The organism is Methylobacterium sp. CM6257, from assembly GCF_054611515.1.
Genome location: NZ_CM137735.1, coordinates 1528033 through 1547238, shown reverse-complemented (window position 1 = coordinate 1547238; position 19206 = coordinate 1528033). Strand labels below are relative to the sequence as shown.

Genomic DNA, 19206 nt, shown 5'->3' with positions numbered 1-19206 from the left:
CTCGGTCTGCCGCCTATGAATGGCACACCGTCGAGTAGTCGAACGAAAAGCCTGCCGTGGCGGACCGGGCGGGCAGTCATAGGAGACTGGAAAGACAGTCAGCGTCGCCCTGGCGAAATCGGTTCCCGGTGGGCGCTTAGAGCGCCGCCGATTGCGCGTTCGCCAGTGCTCACATCCATCGCCCGCCCCGGCGGGAGAGCAATAGGCGAAGGAGAAGCCCAGATTCGGGCGTAGGAGCGTTCGAGACCAGAGCAGCGTCAGCTCCTCGGTCGCCCGAGCGTAGGCAGGCTCGTTGAGCCCGGCCAGACTGATCACCGACGCCCGGACGCGCCTTTCGTAGCCAACGAGTTGCTCCTCCACGGCGGTGATGTCGAACTGGGTCGACAGGATCAACCCGCGCAGATTGGGGTGCGCCACCCTGCTCGGGGTGCGGCCAACGCTGAGCACCGCGTCGAGCCGGGGGCCGCCAGAGCCTCACGCAGGAAGCCAATCTTACGGCTTGCCGGGCCGTTTCGAGTGTCGCACCCTGCTCTGGGCGGCGCGAGCACGATCCGCTTCGCCGCGCCTTCGAGATCACCGACGAAGCCGGGCAGCAGACGACGGTCGTGCTGTTCACCGAAGCGCTTAAATCTCCTGTATAGGCAGCCAGTTGATCAGTCCCGGCGCGGCGCTCCGACCGAGATCCGCCCGCGCATGGCCGGATGGTAGCGGCAGTAGTACTCGGTCTCGCCAGCCTGCTTGAGCACGACGTGGCCAGTTCCTTCTGCTGGAATGGCCACATCCCACCTCCCATCACGGGCGGTTGCGGTGTGCGCGACGAAGTCGCGGCTGACCCACTCGACAGTGTCGCCCACGTGGGCAGAAGCCTGCGCCGGAACATAGGCCAGATCCTCGACGCGGATCCGGATCGTCTCCGCCGCCGCTGAGGACGCGGGGCACACTGCCAGACCGACAAGCGAAGCCAAGCGCAGCTGACGTCCTATGGACCGGCACCTCATTTCAGCGCCTGGACGACGTGCTCGGCATGCTGCTCATGCCCCTGAAAGATCTTCAACCCCGTGTGCAGCAGCTCCTTCAGCTCGGGATTGCTCGCCGACGGGATAAGCGTGGTCTCGAGCGCACCATTGACGGTCTTGTGGTAGCCGACCTCGTTCTCGGCATAGGCCTTGTCGAAGGCGGGACCGTTGAGCTTCACCAGCGAAGCTTCCTTCTCGTCAGCTTGCTTGGTCAGCGCCCTGCTGGTGGCGTTATCCTCCGGGGTGACGTTAAGCTTCTTGACCAGCGCCAGAGCTTTGTCGTTCACCGCCTTGTGGTCGCGTACCATGTCTTCCGCGAAGGCGCGCACGTCCTTGTTCTTGGACTTCTGCAGCGCGAGTTCTGCAGCCTTGATGTCGATCTGCCCGGCCGTGTAGGCGATGTGGGCGATCTGCGCGTCGTTCGGCTTGGTGCCTTGCGCGCTGACCGCGGCAGCGCTCAGCACCAACGCGGCAAAAGCCGCAGTTCCTCTCATGAACATCGCGTCTCTCCATCGCTGGGCCCACCGAAGTGGCTCTTCGAGCGCGGTTGGATGCCGGACGCGCGGAAAGGTTCCCGCGCGCTATGGGAAGCCGAGCCGCTCCAGCACAGCATCGGTCAGCCGCTTGCAGCGGAGACCGGCAAACGGGAATACATCAGCCAGCACAGGTCCAATCCGCTCCTCCAAGTCGCGTCTCAGCAGTCGACGCGCGCGGTGCAAGCGGGTCTTCACCGTCTCTGGCCGGAGACCGAGTAGCGCAGCGGTTTCCTCGGTGCTCAGGTCCTCGACCAGACGCGCGACCAGCACTGTGCGAAATGCATCGGGCAGCCTATCGATTGCCTGCTCAAGCAGAGTGCGGACCTCGTGTTGTGCCATGAGAGCTTCCGGATCGAGCGACGCGCTGGCGTGCGGAAACGGGATGATCTGGGCGCCGATGTTGGGCGCTCTGCCGACGCTCGGATCCAGAGCCGGGCGTTGACGCCGCAGGCGGCCCAGCGCTTCGTTGATGACGATGCGGGTCAGCCACGTACTGAAGCGAGCCTCACCCCGGAAGGTATTCAGGTGAGTGAAGGCTCGCACGTAAGCTTCCTGCAGCACGTCCTCCGCTTCGCTCTCGTCTCGGACGATGCTGCGCGCGATGCGGTACAGGCGGCGGTTGTGTTGCTGGAGCATCTGCCGCACGGCCGCTGGGTCTTGGCGGCGAGCTTGCTCGAGGAGTTCTGCCTCGTCTGCCGGGGGCTGCTGATGAATGCGCTCGGTCATGGCACGACTGCCCGCTGTTGCGAACAGGTATTAGATGTAGCCAAGTCGGAAACGTTCCCAAGCCGTGCGCTTACCCCGGCACAGTCAGGACAATAGTGGTCGATTTTGATCCAGCTACCCCACGCATCCGAAACGCCCAGTCCAAGCGCCCCGTCTGGTCGTGTGACCCGTCGCATCCTGTATGGAGGCGGCTACCTGAACAGGCAGCGCCCCGGCCTCCCCTGCCCTATCAATGACTGAGCCGTGCCCGCGTTCAAATCATCATCCTTGTGTCGGGGATTCAAATCCCTCCCTCGCTACCAAATCTATGCAGCCCCGCTAAGCACTTGTCGGGGTTTTTGTTTGCCTTGCTCCCTGCGGATGTCGGCTTTAAGTCCTGGAACAGCGCTGGCACAGCCGGAAAAATCATCGTGCGGGCGTGAGAGTTTGCCGGGGGCTTGAAAAGCAGCTGAGCCGGCCCTACGCCCGACTGAGATGTATGACCTGGCTTGGGCCGGTCAAATCATCGCACCCGCGTTCATCAATCCCTGCGGATCGATGGCCTGCTTGAGAACGCTGAGCAGGGCTAGGCGAGTCGGATCGCCGTAGCGGTTCAGCAAGTCGCGCTTGAACCGGCCGATGCCGTACTCGGCGCTAAAGCTCCCGCCGAGGTCAATCGCCACCGCGTAGACCGCATGAGCGACGCCCTCCTCCACTTCTCGCGTGAAGGCGATCCGGTCGCGGCCCGGCGGCACCATCAGATTGAAATGGATGTTGCCGTCACCGACATGGCCGTAGAACGACAAGCGCGTACCCGGAGACTGCTCCTTAACCACCGCGCCCGCCCGAACCAGGAAGGCGGAGACTGCTGACGTCGGCACAGCGATGTCGAGCTTCACCGATCCGCCGGCGTGCTTCTCCGCCTCGGGGATGGTCTCGCGGATCGTCCACATCTCGCGCCGCTGCCGCTCCGACTGAGCGAGCACCGCATCCTCGACATGGCCTGCCTCGATCAGTGCCTCCAGGGTGCCCAGAAGGATGTCGTCGAGCGGGATGCGCTCTGAGGACGCGGAGAGTTCCAGCAGCACCGCGCCGCCAGGCCCGGCCGCGAGCCCGAGCTCGGCGCCGCGCATGTCGGCGACGAGTCCGAGTGATGAGGCCGAGATGAGCTCGAAGGTCGAGGCGAGGTCTGCGGTCTCTCGTCGGACCAGAGCCGCGATCTCCGGGATGGGCGCGCCTGCCGTGAGTTGCATCCAAGCAGTGGCGCGCTGCGTCTGCGCGGGCCAAAGCTTGAGCACCACACCGGTGATGATCCCGAGCGTACCCTCAGCACCGACGAAGAGCTGCTTCAGGTCGTAGCCGATGTTGTTCTTACGCAGCGTCCGCATATCGGAGAACAGCGACCCATCCGGCAGCACGACCTCCAGGCCGAGGACGAGATCGCGGGTCATGCCGTAGCGCAGCACCTGCAGGCCACCGGCATTGGTGCCGACATTGCCGCCGAGGCGGCAACTGCCCTCAGCTCCCAGGCTGAGTGGCAGCAGACAGCCGCTTGCCGCGGCGGCCGCTTGTGCGTCGGCGAGGATTGTGCCGGCGTCGGAGGCAAGGGTGAAGCCCGTCGCGTCGACGGAACGAACACGGTTCATCCGTTCAAGAGCGACAACGAGCTGCCCGCGACCGGGCTCCGGCGTGGCACCACCTACGTAGCTGGTGTTGCCACCCTGAGGCACGAGGCCGAAGCCGAGGCGCGCTGCAAGGCGGACGGATTCCTGGACTTCTACGGTCGACCGCGGTCGCAGGATGCCCGAAGTCTGCCCCTGCATCAGGGCGCGCTGATCATGTGTGTAGCGGGTCAGGCTGCCGGTATCGGTGATGACGCCGCCCTCGCCGAGGAGGTCGCGGAAGGGGGACAGATTGGAGGAAGACAGGTCTGACATCCGAGGCGGCTCAGCCCATGGTACGTGGTGGCTGGGATTGACGCTAACGCCGTCGCTTCGGCGCAGCAGCTGGCGAGCTGTCTAACCAGACGCTCCGGCGCAGCAATGGCGTCGATCCCGTCCGCCGTCGAGTGCCGCAGGCGGCATCGGCAACTTTCTGATACCCGGAGCTCGGGATCGGACGATCAAGTCACGGGCCATGATCACACCGGCGAGGCTACAGTCAGCTCCCTGCGAGCGTTCAGTGCGGCCGGACGTTCGGAGCGGGAACGGGTTGTCGGTGCGCAAACTTTCACCTGATGCGCTTGGAAGTCACCCCTTCGCTGAGGGGACAACATAGGTCGAACAGTGACCGCTGAAACGGTTCAGTTCTGCGCGACGCAGCATGACACCGACGGTGATGCGCCTGGAGCTATGGCGGCCTTCCCGTATGATCGGACGACCGTGGAGCGGTTCCGCGCGGCGTTCCCACGTGCGCGATGGCGCGACGACCTTAGGGCTTGGTTTGTTCCGGGCACAACGGCGGAGCGTCGTCTGATGGCGTGGTCGAGCCGGGAATGGTCGGGCGTACTGGCCTACGCCGACGAGCGCGGTCGCGACGCCTTCATGTTCGAACCGATCACAAGCCCCTATTTGGAGGCTGCCGGCGATCTGGTTGTTCGTACACCGTACTCCCGAACGGTGATTGCCGAGTTGCGGATGGTGCCTTGGGCGCGGTGGGATCCGGCATCGAAAGCGTGGCACGTGCCGTTCCGGTCATTCGAGGACTTGCGGCGGCGCTGGCCGGGTATCGAGAACGCCGCCCGCCATGCCGAGCCCGACGAGCGGCGGAAACGCGACGCAAGTCGCAAGGCGTCCCCTGATCACGCGGATAGACTGGCCGAGGCTGCGGAACGCCGCCGCAATCGCTACCCTGTGCCCAAGGACGCGCTGCCACCGCTCGGGCGCGTGCTGATGACCTACGCGGGAAGTGTGGTGTTCGAGGCTATCACCGGCGAACGCGTGGAACCCCTGATTGCAGCCCGGTTCTACCCGGATGTGACCGCTGGGATCGAGACGTTGATCTGGGCGACCCGGCGCAGGCCCACGCACGATGAGTTGGTCCGGACTTGGCCCGCGCGTGCGATGCCGGGTTCGGACGAGTTGACGCGTGGCTGGTGGCAGCCGCCGATCGAAGTGTTGCGAGAGGAGCGGCGTAGGGCGGCCTCCTTGGAGCGCGCACGAAGTTGGGCGTTCCATTCGTCCTCTGCCAATGGCACGCCTCCTGACCGCCGCTTCGTTTGATGGGCGATGGTGTACCTAAACTATTATGCCAAGCCGGAAACCCTCCGCCACGGATTGAGCCCGATTGCGGGTCCGGAGCTTCGCGCGCACGCAGCGCAGGCTCGAATCGACCCCGTGCTCCGAGATCCCCATGATCTCGCCGATTTCCCAGTCGGTCTTGCCCTCGGCTGCCCACTGGAGCGTCTCACGCTCACGCGGCGAGAGTTTAGCTGACTTCTCTGTGGGCTGGCCGCGCACGAGCAACGCTTGGCCGAACGCGTAATTCGCGATCAGCGTAAGCATGCCGCGGTGCTCTGGCGCGATCTCTAAGCGAGCTCCGGCGAAGCTCATCCCGCCCGCCTCCCCTTCGATGGTCGTCAGGGGGACCGTGTAGCCATCGCACAAACTGAACTCGGCGGCCTCGCTCATGATCCGACGCGCAATCAACGATGTCGACGTCGCAATCTCCGGATCGCTCCAGGCGAAGCCCATCTGGCGCTGGAGGGTCTGGGCGACGATTGGATCGTGTGCAGCGTAGCGGCGGTGCAGGTACCGCTGACGCCACTCGTCGGACACGCTCTCCATGACCAAGAATTGGCGGTTGAAACCTGCCAGCGAGGGCGCCGTCGGAAGCAGCGCCGCGATAATGGAGCCGACGCCGAAGCCGGATAGCTGCCGCTGCACCGTGGCCACCACCTCCGACATACTGCCGGCCCGGTCGAGGTCCTTGAGCAGCTTGAGCGTGTGATCGAGCGACTTCCTGCTCACGACGCCTCCTGTCCTCTTCCTCTGATAACGCCAATCCACACGCTCGCCTACGGGATAAGGCATCCCGGCAGGCCGTGGCCTGCGACGCGCAACCTGTGTCCCGACACCACGCGTTCGCGTGGTGTCGCCCGCCGCATCGGGCGGGCACACCAGAGCACGGAGGTACTTCATGATCCAGATCATTACGGCAGCTGATATCGATCGGAACAAGGAATTGATGGAGCAGGCTTGGCGGCTTCGCCACAAGATCTTCGTCGAGGAGATGGGCTGGTCGGCCATCGCACGCGACGACAATCGGGAGATTGACGAATTCGACGATGAGCACGCCGTTCATCTGCTTGCCGTGCAGGACGACGAAGTCATCGGTTACTCTCGTCTTCTTCCGACGTCGCGGCCGTACGTCCTGTCCACACATCTGCCGCAGCTCTGCGAGCTGGATCCGCCCAGCTCACCGCACATCGTCGAGTGGAGCCGGATTGGCGTGGCCGACAGCGTGCGCACTTCCGGTCGGCGACTCAATCCGACGGCCCTGGCGATCCTGACGGCGATCGTGGAATGGGGGCTCCCGCGCGGCATCAAGGGCTTCGTCTCCGAGATGCCGACCAGTTGGCTCCTTCGGCTGCTGCAGCTTCATATCCACGCGCTCCCGCTCGGGCTTCCGCAGGTGATCGATGACGTCGAGATTGTCGCGGTCAACGCAGGTTTCGACATCCGGAGCCTGCGACAGTTGCAGAAGATGCGGGGAACCACCGAGTCGGTCTTGGCGCCGGAAAGTCGTGTCGCGGCCCGGCTGGCGAGCTAGAGAAGGTACAGGCGACATGGAAATCGTGCCGGCGAGCGATAGCAAGAGCGATGACCTGAGATGTCGTCTTGAGCGAGCGGTCGAACAAGCCCTCAACCTCCGCAAGTCAATCATTGGTCTTCCTGACCCGCACCTTCGCGTGATCGTAGATGTGCTGCTGCTCGAACTGGGACGGCACGTCGCCGAACTAAGACGCTGACACCTTCCGCGCGCCGGTCCAAGCCGGCGATAAGGCAGCGGATCGGCGGACAGTGAAGACAGGCACTGTCTGCCGATCTCGCCCCGTCGTCACTTCGTGTCACGAGCTGGCGACGGGTTAGGAAAGTAGAACGATGCGAGGGTCGCAGTCCCGACGTTGCCTGCACGCAGCTGCCACTAAATCAAATCTATAGACACAAGTCGAAATCAGCGACCGCTCCCGGGCGAGCGAAGTCCAGGGGGCTGACCCGGCGCAATGCAGTTTCGATCTCACCGGAACAGAGGGATAAAGACGATGGCCGCAGCCGACCGACCGCGCCTCTTCGACAACGTGGAACTCACAACGACGATCACAGCCGCCTACGTCTCTCGTAACCATGTGTCGCCCGCTCAATTGCCGCACCTGATCGCCTCTGTTCACAGCAAGCTTTGCGAATTGTATCGTGATCCCGTCGGTGCGGCGGTGCGCGACTGCGGCGCCGAATTGCCCAGTGCTGCCCAGATCCGTCGGTCCGTTACGGATGAGGCGCTGACCAGCTTCATTGACGGAAATTCGTACAAGACGCTGAAGCGGCATCTCGCCGCCCACGGTCTCACGCCCGAGCAATACCGCTCCCAATACGGTCTGCCTGCTGACTACCCCATGGTCGCCCCCGGCTACGCTGCGCGCCGCTCGGCACTCGCGAAGGCGATCGGGCTCGGCGTTCCGGGCGGGATGGCGCGGCGGCAGGCGGCGGGGTGAGCGGATGTGCGGCAATCGCCCTGTGACACACCTGTCGGTCCGAATTTCTTCTCAGGCCTGCGTCAGGCGAGTGGCCAAACACGCGTTATAGCTAAATGATAGGTTGCGAGGGTCGTACCGCGAGGTTGGATGATACGAGCACTCTTGGTCTTGTTCGCTCTCGCACAAGCCTCTGCTTATGGGTTCGCAGGCGACTTGCCGCGCGAACAGGCAAGTGGGTTTGTGGCGGCGCGTGGTCCCGACCTGATCGGGCCTGATGGCGCGCCGCTGCTATTGCGCGGCATCAGTCTAGCCAACTGGCTGGTCCCCGAAGGCTACATGTTCGGCTTCGACTCCGCGACGTCGCCCCGTGAGATCAGGCAGGTGTTCAGCGAACTGGTGGGTGAAGAGGCCACCAACGCATTCTGGTCGCAGTGGCGCGAGGAATTCGTAACGGCTGACGATGTGAGCGACATCAAGCGGATGGGCCTCAACCTGATCAGGGTGCCGTTCGACTACCGGGATTTCACACCCGAGGAGTACCCCGAGGTGTGGGTTGATCTGGGCTTCCGGTACATAGACCGTGTCGTCGAGTGGAGCGCCCGAAACGGTCTTTTCGTCCTCCTCGATATGCATGCGGCTCCCTGCGGACAGACCGGATCCAACATCGACAACTCCTACGGCTACCAGCATCTCTTCGAGGACGCACGTTGCGTGGAGCGGATGGGTCGGATCTGGCGGCGCATTGCGGAACATTACGCCACTTCGACTACCGTTATCGGCTACGAGCTGCTCAACGAGCCGATGCCCTTCGTTCAGGGCAAGGCTCCAAATCTCGCAGTGCTGAACGAGGTCTATAGGAAGGTCTCCGATCGCATAAGAGAAGTCGACATGAATCACGCGCTCTTTCTTGAGGGCGCCAACTGGGGTTTGTCGTTCCAGAATTTCGACCAAGCGCCCCTCATCAAGGGGTCTGCTTACGTGTTTCATTACTATTGGTCTGACCCGACCGAGGAGGGTATTCGAAAATTTCTCGATTTTCGCGATCGCTTGAGGGTGCCTGTGGTCATGGGCGAGTCGGGAGAGAACACGGACGAGTGGGTTCGAGAGTTCCGTACCCTCCTCGAAGCGCAGCGCGTCGGCTGGTCGTTCTGGCCGTACAAGAAATTAAGTTCACCAAGCAGCATCAAGACTTATCCGGCGCCGCGCTACTGGGATGAGATCGTGGCGTACCAGAAGCTCATGTACGCGCCGCAATCGGAGAGGCAAAAGATCAAACCCGAGCGACAGCATGTCCTGTCCGCGCTGAATGAGCTGCTTGAAAGCATCAGATACAAGAATTCCGTTGTTAACCCCGGCTTCGTCTCTGCACTTGGGCTGGCGCCATGAGCGATTCGCGGGTCCGCCCGTAATGCGCTAGGGTGGACGAAGGCTCGGGACGGGGAGCTGGGGGCGTCAGCGGCAGACCACGGCCCGCGTCGCGTACAGCATGCCATTCAGCCCTAGACCAGCGCAGACCACCCGCGCCGAGCGCGTCAGAGCTGCCCAACCAAGTCAATTCAGGGTGTAGCCCAGCAGGCCCTCGGATGACTGGCCCTCACAGTTCGGGTCGGCGGACACAAAATGGTCGTGTCCGCCTGCGTTGCAGCGGAAGATCGGATAGCTGCCCGGCTGCTGTGCATCGTAGATATACCCGGTTTGCCCCAGCGGTGTGTGACCCTCGCAATTCGCGTCGCGGCTAAGGAAATGATCCGTGCCAGCCACGCAGCTCATCAGCTTCGAGGTACCGGGCTTCGAGAGCAGGAAGAGCGAACCGAAATTGCGCTCGAACTCGTAGTCTGCGCCGACATAGCCCGTAGTGACCCAGTGCCCGCTTGGTCCCAACGTTTGCCTGAGGGGCGCGCGATCGGATGCGCGCGTCGCGGTCGCGGCCGCGATCCGCCAAGTGCCCGGGTAAGGGTCTCCACCCGAGAAGAAGACGGTGATGTTCGGCAAAAATGGCGTGATGTTGCCGTAGGAGTCGCGTTGAAAGCCCGGGCTGTGGTTCAGGTAGAAGCCCGTCACGTCCGAGTTCAGGTAGCCGATAGGCGTCCACTTCGCGGGATTGCCGCTCAGCAGGGCTTCCATCGGCATTCTGAAGAGACCCAACTGGTAGGTCTCACGATCAGGATTGCGGGCCGGGTCTTTGCAGGCAACCTGCCGGCAATTGCGACCTGGCAAGCCAGTGATGACGTAGACGTCGCCCGTCGCGTGATCGTAGCCGAAGTCGGAGTTGGGGTTGATGGTCGTGCCGTCGGACGCCACGTTCGGCACCCGCACGGGCTTGTCGAAATGAACACCATCCGACGTGCGGCGGACGTAGAGATCACCGAAGCCATTCACACCCTGCGGACCACTCAGATCGGTGGTAAAGATGAACAGGCTGGACCGGCCATCGATATTGAAGGTTGCCGGCTGCCCACTTCCATAATTGCCTTGAGCGACGGCCGGGTTGATCGATGAGATTACCGGTGTGGGATAGTCGACCCAATTAATCTTATCGTTCGAGAGGGCTAAACCTATCTGATTGTTGTTTCCCGGCTGATTGTCTGCGCCCGAATAGTACATGGCATAGCTGTAACGCTGGCCATCGGCTGGATTGGTGAAGCTGCCCTTGATGACGCTCGGGTCACAGACATACCGGCGGTTCCAAGAGCCGGGTGTGGGTTGAAAAACAATTTGCGCTGGAGAGAACCCCGTTTGCGGATTGTAGGATCTGTGAAAGATGACATCGGTCTCACCCTGGCCACACCACCAGATATCGGTCGTCCCGTTCTCCGTGATGATGCTCGGCGCGTAGTTGTATCCCTTCGGATTGGCCTCGTTGATGAAAAGGGGTTGAGCGTCGGGGCCCTTCCACCCGGCCTGCGCGGACACCAACACGGCGGCACTGAGAATTGCGGCGCTGGCGAGTGATAAGATCAGCGGTTTCAAATCTTCACTGCCCCTCGCTGCTGACGGCGTAGATGGGCTGCTCTCCGGTGACGGCGTCAAGTTGGAGCTCCTTCCCGCGAGCGGCGACGTTCCAAACGGGAACTTGCGCGGAATAACTAGGGGCACTTTGAGCGGCGTCACTGCGTTCGATGCTCGCCCACCGGGAAGGTCCTGACCCGCCCCGTGGGTCTTTAATCGGCGCCGATGTCGAGTGCTGGCCGACAACCGCAACGCAGACCTATAATAAGCTAAGCTGCCCCTGACGTCCGCCTCGGATGGGGCGCGAGAGTCGGCGGATCGGCCGAAATGGGCGCGAAGCAGCCGGCTGACAATGGCCGCAAGCCGCCAATCCGGTTTGAGGCGATTGAAATGAAAAGCGGGTACGCTGCTTTCGACCCATCTCGGTCCTTGAAACACATGCGCCGCAATGCTCGAAGCTGTCGGGGGCGGACGATCGCCCCCAATGTCACGGTCGAGGATTGCGCGTCTCTCACATCTTTGATCACCCGGCGTGACACCAAGGCTCGTCGAGGGAGCCGAGGGAAACGTCAAGCCGGGCGCACGGCGCTCTACGGCAAGGCCAGCGCTGTTGGGAGGCGCGTGTGGCGCCGGCCAGCATATCGCGTTGCAACGTGGCCTCATGCGCCCGCGCCCCGGGGTCAGGAAGGTCTCCGACGAAGGCTCGAATCTGTCGTCGACGTTGCAGAGACCGTTCTTGTTGTCACCATCACCCACGACCGTCAGGGTTTCGGCGATGCCCATGGGGTGGGCGCTGCACCACCCCGAGGCCTCGCCCTGCTCGGCAGCGTCGGTCTGGGGTGTCGCCGCAGACAGAAAGCGTCAACCAGCTCTGCCATCATAAGAGGACCGTCCGTCGTTCAACGAGCATGACGGCGTCCCGGTTCGTCAGCCCTTGGCGACCTTGGCGTGATCGAGGGCCTCGCGCAGGCCTTTTGCCAGCCTGCCCGCGTCGTCGTTGGCCCAGAAGTGCATGAAGAACAACCGCGGCTCGTCGTCGAGCATGTGGTTGTGCAGGGCCGTCACCTCGATGCCGTTCGTGCGGAGTGTCTTGAGGACCGGGTTCACCTCGTCGGCGGTCAGCACGAAGTCACCCGTGATCGCCGCCTTGCCGCCGCCGGTGGGCTGGAAGTTGATCGCGATGGCCGAGCCCATCGCATCGGGCACCAGCAAACCATGATCTTTCGGCGTCTCGGTGCGCGGCACGCTGACAGCATAGATGCCGCCGTTGAACTTGCCTTTGTGCCCGAGCGCCTGGTCGATGGCGGCCGTATCCAGGTCGAGAGGCTGATTGGACGTGATCGTCTTCGCGGGCACCGGCCCCTCTCCGGCCGAAGTCGGACCCGTGCTGGCCGTCGATGGCGGCGCGCCCCCCGTCGTTTCGCCGTCCAATGGCGTCTGGCTTGCGCCCAGAGCGCCCATCAGGATCGTGGATAGCTTGCTTGGCTCGCCATGACCCGAGACGTGCATGTAGAGTGTGCTCGGCGAGGCCCGCAGCAGGTGGTTGTGCAAGGCGGTGATCTCGATCCCGTTCTCAACGAGGCGCTTCATCACCGGGTTCACCTCATCCTCGGTCAGGACGAGGTCGCCCATCACCATCACCTCGTTGTCGCCCGTCTTCGTGAAGGCGAGCCAGGAACCGAGTGCGAGGGCTGGCTTGATCCGAACGCCATCGACTGTGACCGCCAGGTCCGTGCGTGGCAGCCCGACCCGGTAAACGCCGCCCGGCATCACCGTACCAGCCTTGCCGAGACCTTGGGCTATGGCGTCCTGCCAGGGCTCGGCCGCTGACGCGGCGGGTGCCAGCGCGACCGTGCCCAGCACGGTGAGATGGGCAAGCAACTGACGCATGGTCACCTCCTCGGTTGTTTTCAGCTTGCGCGTTCTCAGGACCGGTGCGCTGCTACCCGCAGCATGACCTCTCCAGGCTGGGTGCCGTCACCGCGGGTCCTCCCGCCCCTTACGCCAGTCCCACGAGATGGAGGGCGATGCCGGCCGCGGCACAGGCCGCGAGCGCTTGGACCATGCCGACCTTGAAGTGGAACACCGCCAGGATGGCTACCGCGGCGAGCGCAAGCGCCCAGGGATTGAGGCTTGCGAGGACCGGCACGTCGAGCCGGATCGTCCCGGCCGTGTATGACCGCGTCTCGGCGAAGATGGTATGCAGCGCGAACCAGACGGCGAGGTTCAGGATCACGCCGACCACGGCGGCCGTGATGGCCGAGAGGGCGCCGGCGAGAGCCCGGTTGCCGCGCAGGCGCTCGACGTAAGGCGCACCGACGAAGATCCAGAGGAAGCAGGGCACGAACGTCACCCAGGTGGTCAGCAGGCCACCGAGTGTGCCGGCGAGAAGCGGCGGCAGCAGGCCCGGCGCCCGGAACGCAGCCATGAAGCCCACGAACTGCGTGACCATGATCAGCGGCCCGGGCGTGGTCTCGGCCATGCCGAGCCCGTCGAGCATCTCGCCGGGCTTCAGCCAGCCGTAATGCTCCACCGCCTGCTGGGCGACGTAGGCGAGCACCGCGTAGGCGCCTCCGAAGGTCACCATCGCCATCTTCGAGAAGAACACCGCGATGTGGCTGAACACGTCGTCCGGGCCAGCGGCGACCAGGATGGCGGCGACCGGCACCAGCCAAAGCGCGCCCCAGGTCAGCAGTACCCGCACTGTACGCCCTGCTGCGGCCCGCTCCTGCGGAAGCTCGTTGTCGTCGAGCAGGAAGGGGCCCTCCACGACCTTGCCGCCGCCACCGTGCCCACCGGCCCGGAACTGCGGCAAGCCGGCCCGGCCGCCGAGATAGCCGATGACGCCGGCCGTCAGCACGATCAGCGGGAAGGGCACGTCGAGGAAGAAGATGGCCACGAACGCCGCCGCCGCGAGCCCGACCATCGCCGGCCCTTTAAGCGCCCGCTTGCCGATGCGGATCACGGCCTGCAGCACGATGGCGAGCACGGCGGCCTTGAGCCCGAAGAACAGGCCGGCGACGAACCCGACCTTGCCGTAGAGCGCGTAGATCCAGCTGAGCGCCATGATTGCGGCGATGCCGGGCACGACGAACAGGCCGCCCGCGACCAGCCCGCCGCGCGTGCCGTGCATCAGCCAGCCGACATAGGTCGCGAGCTGCTGCGCCTCGGGGCCAGGCAGGAGCGTGCAGAAGTTCAGCGCGTGCAGGAAGCGGTTCTCGGAGATCCAGCGCTTCTCCTCGACCAGGATGCGGTGCATCACCGCGATCTGCCCGGCCGGGCCGCCGAAGGAGAGCGCGGCCACCCGCACCCAGACCGGCAGGGCCTCGGCAAGGGTCACAGCCTGCGGGCTTTTTGAGGTGGTCACGAGTGACTCTTCCGGCGCGGCGTGGCTGAGTGTGGCACCGGCCATGGTCAGGTTCTCACTTTTGGCTTGTTGGTCGGCCAGTTATGGGTTTCCTCCGTCGCGTCCCGGCACCAGCGGTAGAAGGCGTCGTAGAGGAGCATCCCGGCCTCGAGCTGCTCCAGGTCATCCGCGAAGATGCGCGACAGACCGAGAGACGCAGCGAGCAGGCCGGCCGCCTCGGGCGCGAGGTCGGGCCGGGCGGTATCGGCTCCACGCACCAGCACCGCGAGATGCAGGAGCGGCGGCGTCGCGAGGCCGAACTCCTCGACCATGACGTCGAAGGTGCACAGCGCGCCCCGGTGGCTCCAGAAGACGTCCGGGTCGTCGATGTCGAACGCGGCGCCCGCAAACCGTTCTGCCACGGCGGTCACCTCGGGCGGCGGCACGAACAGAAAGACCGCGTCCGGGTCGACAAAGCGGCGGATCAGCCAGGGGCAGGCGATGCGGTCGACCTTGGGCCGGGCCCGGGTGACCCAGACGGTGCGGCCACGTGCGTCCCGTGGCGGCAGCTTCGCCTCCGACACCAGCGGCAGGCCAGCGGCATCCCAGGCATCGAAGCCGCCCTCCAGGGTCTCGGCCGCAACGCCAGCTTGGCGCAGGTATGCAGCCGCGCCGTGGCTCAGATCGCGACCATCTCGGCACACGAGGACCGCCGCTCGACCGGCGAGGTCGGCAGACCAGTGCACGATGCCGGGCGCGGAACGGCGGACACTGCCGGGGATCAGGCGGTGATCGGCGCCGAGGGCATTGTCCGGCCTGAGGTCGACTACAACGGGGCAGCCGACGGTGCCGACGAGACGGGCGAGTTTGTCGACGGGGATTGCAGTAGGCGTAGGCATGGCGCGTCCTTGCATCGAGTGCAGATTGGACGCGATTCTTCGGCCGGAGCCTCGTCGGGAGATCGCTTCCCGAGCCCCTAGTCATCGCCCTCGAAAGCGCGATGTCAAGGGGGAGACGAATCTGTCCCATAGGACGCCGTGGTGCAAAGCCGCCGACCCTGCGGATAGTCCGGTTCAGGGCGCATCCGGACGCTCACAGCCGGAATTGGCGGCGGTCGAGATATCTTTCGAACGTCCAATCATCGTCCGTGATGTAGGAGCGGCCCACGCGACCCATTCTCCAGGCCATCGCAGTCGGGAGGCCGCCTCGCTGCCGTCCGAGGGGCGGCAAACCCAATCGAGCCTATGCGGCAGGGGTCGGGCTGCGAGCCCGGCCCCATTTCCGGTTATCGTTACTTTGCGTACTTAAACTGCGGCGCGGCTTTCAACTGATCTTTGGTCGCGTTGAACACCGCGTGATCCGGCGCCGAGCGGTTTGCATCAGTCGTGTTGCCAGTGTCCGTCTTCGTCGTGCCAGTCGTCTCCGCCTTCTTCACATCGTTCCTGGCCTGGCGCGGCGATTCGTTGGTAAACTTGATCTGGTCGAAGGGCACCGCAACGTCGTGCTCACCCATGCCCAGGAACCCGCCAACACCTATCACAACCGCCTGGATTTTGCCGGTATTATCAACCAAAAGTTCGTTAATGTCGCCGATTTTCTCATTGTTGTCATTGTAGACGTTCAAACCTCTAAGCTTGGACGTACGCCACTGCCCGGCTTTCTCCTGAGTAACGAACTGTCCGTTGTTTGAGGCCGGCGCTGTTTCAGCCAGTACGGGACCGGCGAGCACAGCCGAGCCAACGACAGCGAAGGCAAGTAGCTTCAACATGGCAAACTCCTCACGCAAGCCAATAGTCCGGCCAGTTCTTCGATCCGGCACGGGTCGGGGCAGTAACGTGCTGAGGCAGAAAGGCGTTCCTGAATTCGATGGCTTGTGCTGATCATTAAGCTTTGCCGTATCCATGTGTGTGATCTACTATGAGACCTATCGGACAGCTTGATTCTTTGCTGCCGATGTTTGCGCTCCGGGTTCGATCCGATTCCGGGCCTTCTCCAAAGCGGCCTCTCGCCTATGGAAGAGCGGCCCAGTGGGCTCGTACTTGAAAGCCTCCGGATCGAGGAACTTGGCCAATTCTGCGATACGGGCCTTTCGGTCGTGTCCGTTGTTCATAAATATGGACGCCTTCGCTCGCCGGGACTGGGAGCAACGAACGGCAAGCCCCTCCGGACGGTTCCGCCGTCGAGGGCCCGGCCGCTCGCGCTGAAGGACGCAGGCTTGATCGTTGCCCGATGAGCAGACCTGCGATTGGGTCAGACGACAGCCTCATGAGCGCTCAGACTGTGAGAAGCGGGGCGGTTGGTTCTCGGCCTCTGCCGGTTAGGCGACCATCCCGAGCCCGACGACGCAGCCTACCAGCGTTATCAGCGATAACGTGAACCCGAGGCTTGCCTGAATAAGGCTGGGCCCGTTGCCGCCCACGCGCAATCCTTCATTGCTGCCCATACCGCTCACCTTTGCTGTTCGGATTGGGGCTGCAACGCGGATCGGCGGCATGCAGTTCCAGTCGCGTAGTGATGCCTCGAACAGGGGTGATCCAGTCTAATGAACCCGGCTCAACGCCGACGCTAGCCCTGGCAAGCGCGCAAACAGATATTGCGCAATCTATCTTATGTTAATGCCAAGCTGAAACGGCTGATCTGTCGGGTCAGTTCTATAGGTCTGTTGTGGGGCAGCGTCGAAAGGCGCGTCCGATTTGGGATTGATATCGGGGAAGTTGGTATGCGGGTCGTGACGGGTGGCGATTGGAGCATCGGTTTAGCCTTGGATAGCAGCTTGGATTCTGCTCTGCTTAATGCCTGCCTCAGTGAGGGGCTGCGCGAGGTCTACAGCGGCACGGTTGAAGAGCCTCTTCCGTCCGAATTTGGCCGGTTGCTGGCGCAGATCAGCGACGGTGGCGCGGACGTCAGTGGTACGGACCTGAGGAGCGATCATCAGAAGGCTGCACGACCGGATCCGACCAGACGTACGTAATTCGTCGCCAAATGGTTCTGCCCAGTTGATTTGACACGCCGGCACATCGCGCCATCAGGGGAACGGAGATGGACACGGGTTTGTCGGGCGGTTCGCCAACTTGTGCGAAGCGTCAGATGAACATTCTTACAGCGGCGGCGGCGATGACGGCTGTGATACCGGTCGGGGTCGGCCCGGGCGAGGCGCAGGGCTGCATCAAAAGAGCCATCATCGGTGGGGCGCCGGTCATTACCTCGCCAATCACCACGGCGTCATAGGCGCAGTGGTCGGGTGTATAGCTGGACGCTACGGAGCAAGCCGCGCCACGACCCGTCGGGGTTGTGGCCTGGGCTAAGCTCCTACCGGCGGCCCCGGTGTGAGAGGTGACCGCTACGGCTGTTCACGCCGGGCTATATGGGTCGCCGTCAGGCGGCCCGGTCCCCTCTACCAGGAAGAACCGGACCGGGAAGTGCTTGTTCAGCCGCTTCCACCCACTTCGCTTCGTGTCTGCGCGTCAACACCACCAGCCATATCAAGCCGGCAGCAGAGAAGACCAGCAGGATGATGCCCACCGGTCCAGTAAAGACCTCGACCTGTGAGCCGAAGAAGTAGGCTCCGCACGCAAACACGGTAGCCCAGACAACGCCACCCGTGGCGTTGAACAGGAAGAAGCGCGGCCACGACATCTGGTTCGCGCCGGCCAGCAGTGCTGCGAGCACGCGAAGCACTGCCACGAACCGGCCCAGGAATACGACCTTGCCGCCGTGGCGCAGGAAGAGGTAGCGACCAAGCTTGATCTTCTCGGGCGTGAGACCGATGCGCGGACCGTGCCGGATCAGAGTTTGCTGGCCTACGCTGCGGCCAGTCCAGAAGCCGAGGCTGTCGCCGATCACAGCTCCGGCTGTCGCTGCTGCAATAACCGCAAGCAGCGACAGATTGCCAGTTGCGCCCGCGTAGACGGATGCTGTGACGAGGCAGGTCTCACCGGGAAGCGGCAAGCCCATGCTTTCCAGGCCGATCACCAGCGCCACGATCCAGAGGCCGTGCGCAGCGATCAGGCCGGACAGATCGCCAAGGATAAGCTCTAGCATACCCGCACAGCCGCCTGAAACGAGAGCCTGTAAACTCAAGGGGCGTCGCTACCGGCTCACAGACCCCAAAATCTATGAACGCTGGTGAGTGACGCGGAAGAGAGGGTCAGTCGCAGTTCTCCCGGTGCACAGTCTTCGAATCGCCGGCATCATTTTCCTTGTGCACGGTTGTGTGCGAGCAGCCGCCTCGGCGCTCGACAACGGTATCGCGAACTGGTCCGGTTGCCGCATGCCCAACCCCTGCGCCGACAGCCGCGCCGGTTGCGGCTCCGACTGCCGCGCCCCCCTCAGCAGCCAGCGCGGCCGAGCCCATGAGCGTCGTTGCCGCGATCACGAGCGCAATGCATTTCATGGTTCACCTCCAGAATTCAGAGCTTGAGAAACGGAAGCATCGTCACTCTCGTTCCTCCACCAAGGTTGGAACGGTTTTCGACCCGCCTTCGTTTCCCGATGGCAAGATCAAGCTTCCTGGTTTGTTCGGAGGAACCCATGGATAAGGATCGTGTCGAAGGCTCTGCCACGAACATAGGCGGTAAGATCAAGGAAGGTGCCGGCAAGGTGACCGGCGATGACAAGTTGCGCAGCGAAGGGGTGATGGATCAGGTCAAGGGTAAGGTCCAGAACGCGGTCGGCGGCATCAAGGATACTCTCAGAGGCAAGTAGCCTCCGCTATCCTCACTCGAATATCGTGCGAGTGCGACCGACTGCCATGTCGGTACTTTGCAGTTCGTAGCCTTGACCGCATGGTGGCCCCAGGGGATTTCCTACGGGCCATCTCTTACGGCAAGGCGGCGATCTGCTCGGCCTCGGCTTGCATCGCCGCCCTGATCCGTTGAACCGAAGCGGAACCAGCGCAATCGGCGTTCCTCCAATCAGTGCGGGCGGCGCATCCTGAACCTTCTCGGCGTACGGATCGGCGAG

General features: G+C 63.5%; 18 protein-coding genes. 7 read left to right on the top strand and 11 right to left on the bottom strand.

The window, feature by feature from the left end; translation table 11 throughout:
* Positions 1–653 precede the first annotated feature (653 nt).
* From ACYCO6_RS07400 to ACYCO6_RS07385, 4 genes are all read right to left on the bottom strand, one after another.
* Positions 654–965, bottom strand: a complete 312-nt coding sequence (locus ACYCO6_RS07400) for a cupredoxin domain-containing protein (RefSeq protein ID WP_459770693.1) — start codon at positions 963–965, stop codon at positions 654–656.
* A gap of 29 nt (positions 966–994) precedes the next feature.
* Complete coding sequence (locus tag ACYCO6_RS07395; RefSeq protein WP_459770690.1) at positions 995–1516, bottom strand: DUF4142 domain-containing protein; 522 nt, start codon at positions 1514–1516, stop codon at positions 995–997.
* Between the two features lie 81 nt (positions 1517–1597).
* Positions 1598–2278, bottom strand: a complete 681-nt coding sequence (locus tag ACYCO6_RS07390; RefSeq protein WP_459770689.1) for an RNA polymerase sigma factor — start codon at positions 2276–2278, stop codon at positions 1598–1600.
* 497 nt (positions 2279–2775) lie between these two features.
* Complete coding sequence (locus tag ACYCO6_RS07385) at positions 2776–4194, bottom strand: FAD-binding oxidoreductase (protein WP_459770687.1); 1419 nt, start codon at positions 4192–4194, stop codon at positions 2776–2778.
* 537 nt (positions 4195–4731) lie between these two features.
* Here ACYCO6_RS07385 and ACYCO6_RS07380 point away from each other — a divergent pair.
* Entirely contained in the window at positions 4732–5478 is a 747-nt protein-coding gene (locus ACYCO6_RS07380) for a hypothetical protein (protein ID WP_459770685.1), read from the top strand.
* Between the two features lie 15 nt (positions 5479–5493).
* On the opposite strand, the gene ACYCO6_RS07375 is transcribed toward ACYCO6_RS07380, so the two are convergent.
* Positions 5494–6396: an autoinducer binding domain-containing protein gene (locus ACYCO6_RS07375; RefSeq protein WP_459770684.1), complete on the bottom strand. Its 903-nt coding sequence runs from the start codon at positions 6394–6396 to the stop codon at positions 5494–5496.
* Here ACYCO6_RS07375 and ACYCO6_RS07370 point away from each other — a divergent pair.
* From ACYCO6_RS07370 to ACYCO6_RS07355, 4 genes are all read left to right on the top strand, one after another.
* On the top strand, positions 6395–7027 hold the full coding sequence (locus ACYCO6_RS07370) for an acyl-homoserine-lactone synthase (protein ID WP_459770682.1): 633 nt from the start codon (positions 6395–6397) through the stop codon (positions 7025–7027). The genes ACYCO6_RS07375 and ACYCO6_RS07370 overlap by 2 nt on opposite strands.
* A 16-nt stretch (positions 7028–7043) precedes the next feature.
* A complete protein-coding gene (locus ACYCO6_RS07365; RefSeq protein ID WP_459770680.1) occupies positions 7044–7226 on the top strand; it encodes a hypothetical protein in 183 nt (60 codons plus the stop codon).
* Positions 7227–7520: 294 nt separating this feature from the next.
* Entirely contained in the window at positions 7521–7967 is a 447-nt protein-coding gene (locus ACYCO6_RS07360; protein ID WP_459770678.1) for a Ros/MucR family transcriptional regulator, read from the top strand.
* A gap of 150 nt (positions 7968–8117) precedes the next feature.
* Positions 8118–9335 (top strand): glycoside hydrolase family 5 protein, encoded by a 1218-nt coding sequence (locus tag ACYCO6_RS07355; RefSeq protein ID WP_459770676.1) that lies wholly within the window; start codon positions 8118–8120, stop codon positions 9333–9335.
* A 165-nt stretch (positions 9336–9500) separates the two neighbouring features.
* Here ACYCO6_RS07355 and ACYCO6_RS07350 read toward each other — a convergent pair whose 3' ends face one another.
* The 5 genes from ACYCO6_RS07350 to ACYCO6_RS07330 all read right to left on the bottom strand — a co-directional run bounded on the left by ACYCO6_RS07350 (position 9501) and on the right by ACYCO6_RS07330 (position 16012).
* A complete protein-coding gene (locus ACYCO6_RS07350) occupies positions 9501–10979 on the bottom strand; it encodes a hypothetical protein (RefSeq protein ID WP_459770674.1) in 1479 nt (492 codons plus the stop codon).
* Positions 10980–11825: 846 nt separating this feature from the next.
* The gene (locus ACYCO6_RS07345) at positions 11826–12788 is read right to left on the bottom strand and encodes a DUF1259 domain-containing protein (RefSeq protein ID WP_459770672.1); all 963 of its coding nucleotides are present in this window, start codon (positions 12786–12788) and stop codon (positions 11826–11828) included.
* 109 nt (positions 12789–12897) lie between these two features.
* Positions 12898–14310, bottom strand: coding sequence for a chromate efflux transporter (gene chrA, locus ACYCO6_RS07340; RefSeq protein WP_459770669.1), 1413 nt, complete (start codon positions 14308–14310; stop codon positions 12898–12900).
* A 2-nt stretch (positions 14311–14312) separates the two neighbouring features.
* Positions 14313–15143 carry a chromate resistance protein ChrB domain-containing protein gene (locus ACYCO6_RS07335; protein WP_459770667.1) on the bottom strand — a complete coding sequence of 277 codons (831 nt, stop codon included), beginning with the start codon at positions 15141–15143 and terminating at the stop codon, positions 14313–14315.
* A gap of 392 nt (positions 15144–15535) precedes the next feature.
* Entirely contained in the window at positions 15536–16012 is a 477-nt protein-coding gene (locus tag ACYCO6_RS07330) for a PRC-barrel domain-containing protein (RefSeq protein ID WP_459770665.1), read from the bottom strand.
* A 951-nt stretch (positions 16013–16963) separates the two neighbouring features.
* Between ACYCO6_RS07330 and ACYCO6_RS07325 the strand changes: the two genes are divergently transcribed.
* A complete protein-coding gene (locus ACYCO6_RS07325) occupies positions 16964–17215 on the top strand; it encodes a NepR family anti-sigma factor (protein ID WP_459770662.1) in 252 nt (83 codons plus the stop codon).
* A gap of 404 nt (positions 17216–17619) precedes the next feature.
* Here ACYCO6_RS07325 and ACYCO6_RS07320 read toward each other — a convergent pair whose 3' ends face one another.
* Entirely contained in the window at positions 17620–18285 is a 666-nt protein-coding gene (locus ACYCO6_RS07320; RefSeq protein WP_459770659.1) for a DedA family protein, read from the bottom strand.
* A gap of 489 nt (positions 18286–18774) precedes the next feature.
* Between ACYCO6_RS07320 and ACYCO6_RS07315 the strand changes: the two genes are divergently transcribed.
* Entirely contained in the window at positions 18775–18948 is a 174-nt protein-coding gene (locus ACYCO6_RS07315; RefSeq protein ID WP_459770657.1) for a CsbD family protein, read from the top strand.
* Positions 18949–19206: the final 258 nt, after the last annotated feature.

Bases quoted from the DNA above. Each gene is read 5' to 3' on its own strand.
- chrA (WP_459770669.1), bottom strand. From the start codon at position 14,310: ATGGCCGGTGCCACACTCAGCCACGCCGCGCCGGAAGAGTCACTCGTG.
- ACYCO6_RS07385 (WP_459770687.1), bottom strand. From the start codon at position 4,194: ATGTCAGACCTGTCTTCCTCCAATCTGTCCCCCTTCCGCGACCTCCTC.
- ACYCO6_RS07330 (WP_459770665.1), bottom strand. From the start codon at position 16,012: ATGTTGAAGCTACTTGCCTTCGCTGTCGTTGGCTCGGCTGTGCTCGCC.
- ACYCO6_RS07320 (WP_459770659.1), bottom strand. From the start codon at position 18,285: ATGCTAGAGCTTATCCTTGGCGATCTGTCCGGCCTGATCGCTGCGCAC.
- ACYCO6_RS07375 (WP_459770684.1), bottom strand. From the start codon at position 6,396: ATGAAGTACCTCCGTGCTCTGGTGTGCCCGCCCGATGCGGCGGGCGAC.
- ACYCO6_RS07370 (WP_459770682.1), top strand. From the start codon at position 6,395: ATGATCCAGATCATTACGGCAGCTGATATCGATCGGAACAAGGAATTG.
- ACYCO6_RS07325 (WP_459770662.1), top strand. From the start codon at position 16,964: ATGCGGGTCGTGACGGGTGGCGATTGGAGCATCGGTTTAGCCTTGGAT.
- ACYCO6_RS07390 (WP_459770689.1), bottom strand. From the start codon at position 2,278: ATGACCGAGCGCATTCATCAGCAGCCCCCGGCAGACGAGGCAGAACTC.
- ACYCO6_RS07335 (WP_459770667.1), bottom strand. From the start codon at position 15,143: ATGCCTACGCCTACTGCAATCCCCGTCGACAAACTCGCCCGTCTCGTC.
- ACYCO6_RS07315 (WP_459770657.1), top strand. From the start codon at position 18,775: ATGGATAAGGATCGTGTCGAAGGCTCTGCCACGAACATAGGCGGTAAG.
- ACYCO6_RS07380 (WP_459770685.1), top strand. From the start codon at position 4,732: ATGGCGTGGTCGAGCCGGGAATGGTCGGGCGTACTGGCCTACGCCGAC.
- ACYCO6_RS07395 (WP_459770690.1), bottom strand. From the start codon at position 1,516: ATGTTCATGAGAGGAACTGCGGCTTTTGCCGCGTTGGTGCTGAGCGCT.
- ACYCO6_RS07345 (WP_459770672.1), bottom strand. From the start codon at position 12,788: ATGCGTCAGTTGCTTGCCCATCTCACCGTGCTGGGCACGGTCGCGCTG.
- ACYCO6_RS07360 (WP_459770678.1), top strand. From the start codon at position 7,521: ATGGCCGCAGCCGACCGACCGCGCCTCTTCGACAACGTGGAACTCACA.
- ACYCO6_RS07365 (WP_459770680.1), top strand. From the start codon at position 7,044: ATGGAAATCGTGCCGGCGAGCGATAGCAAGAGCGATGACCTGAGATGT.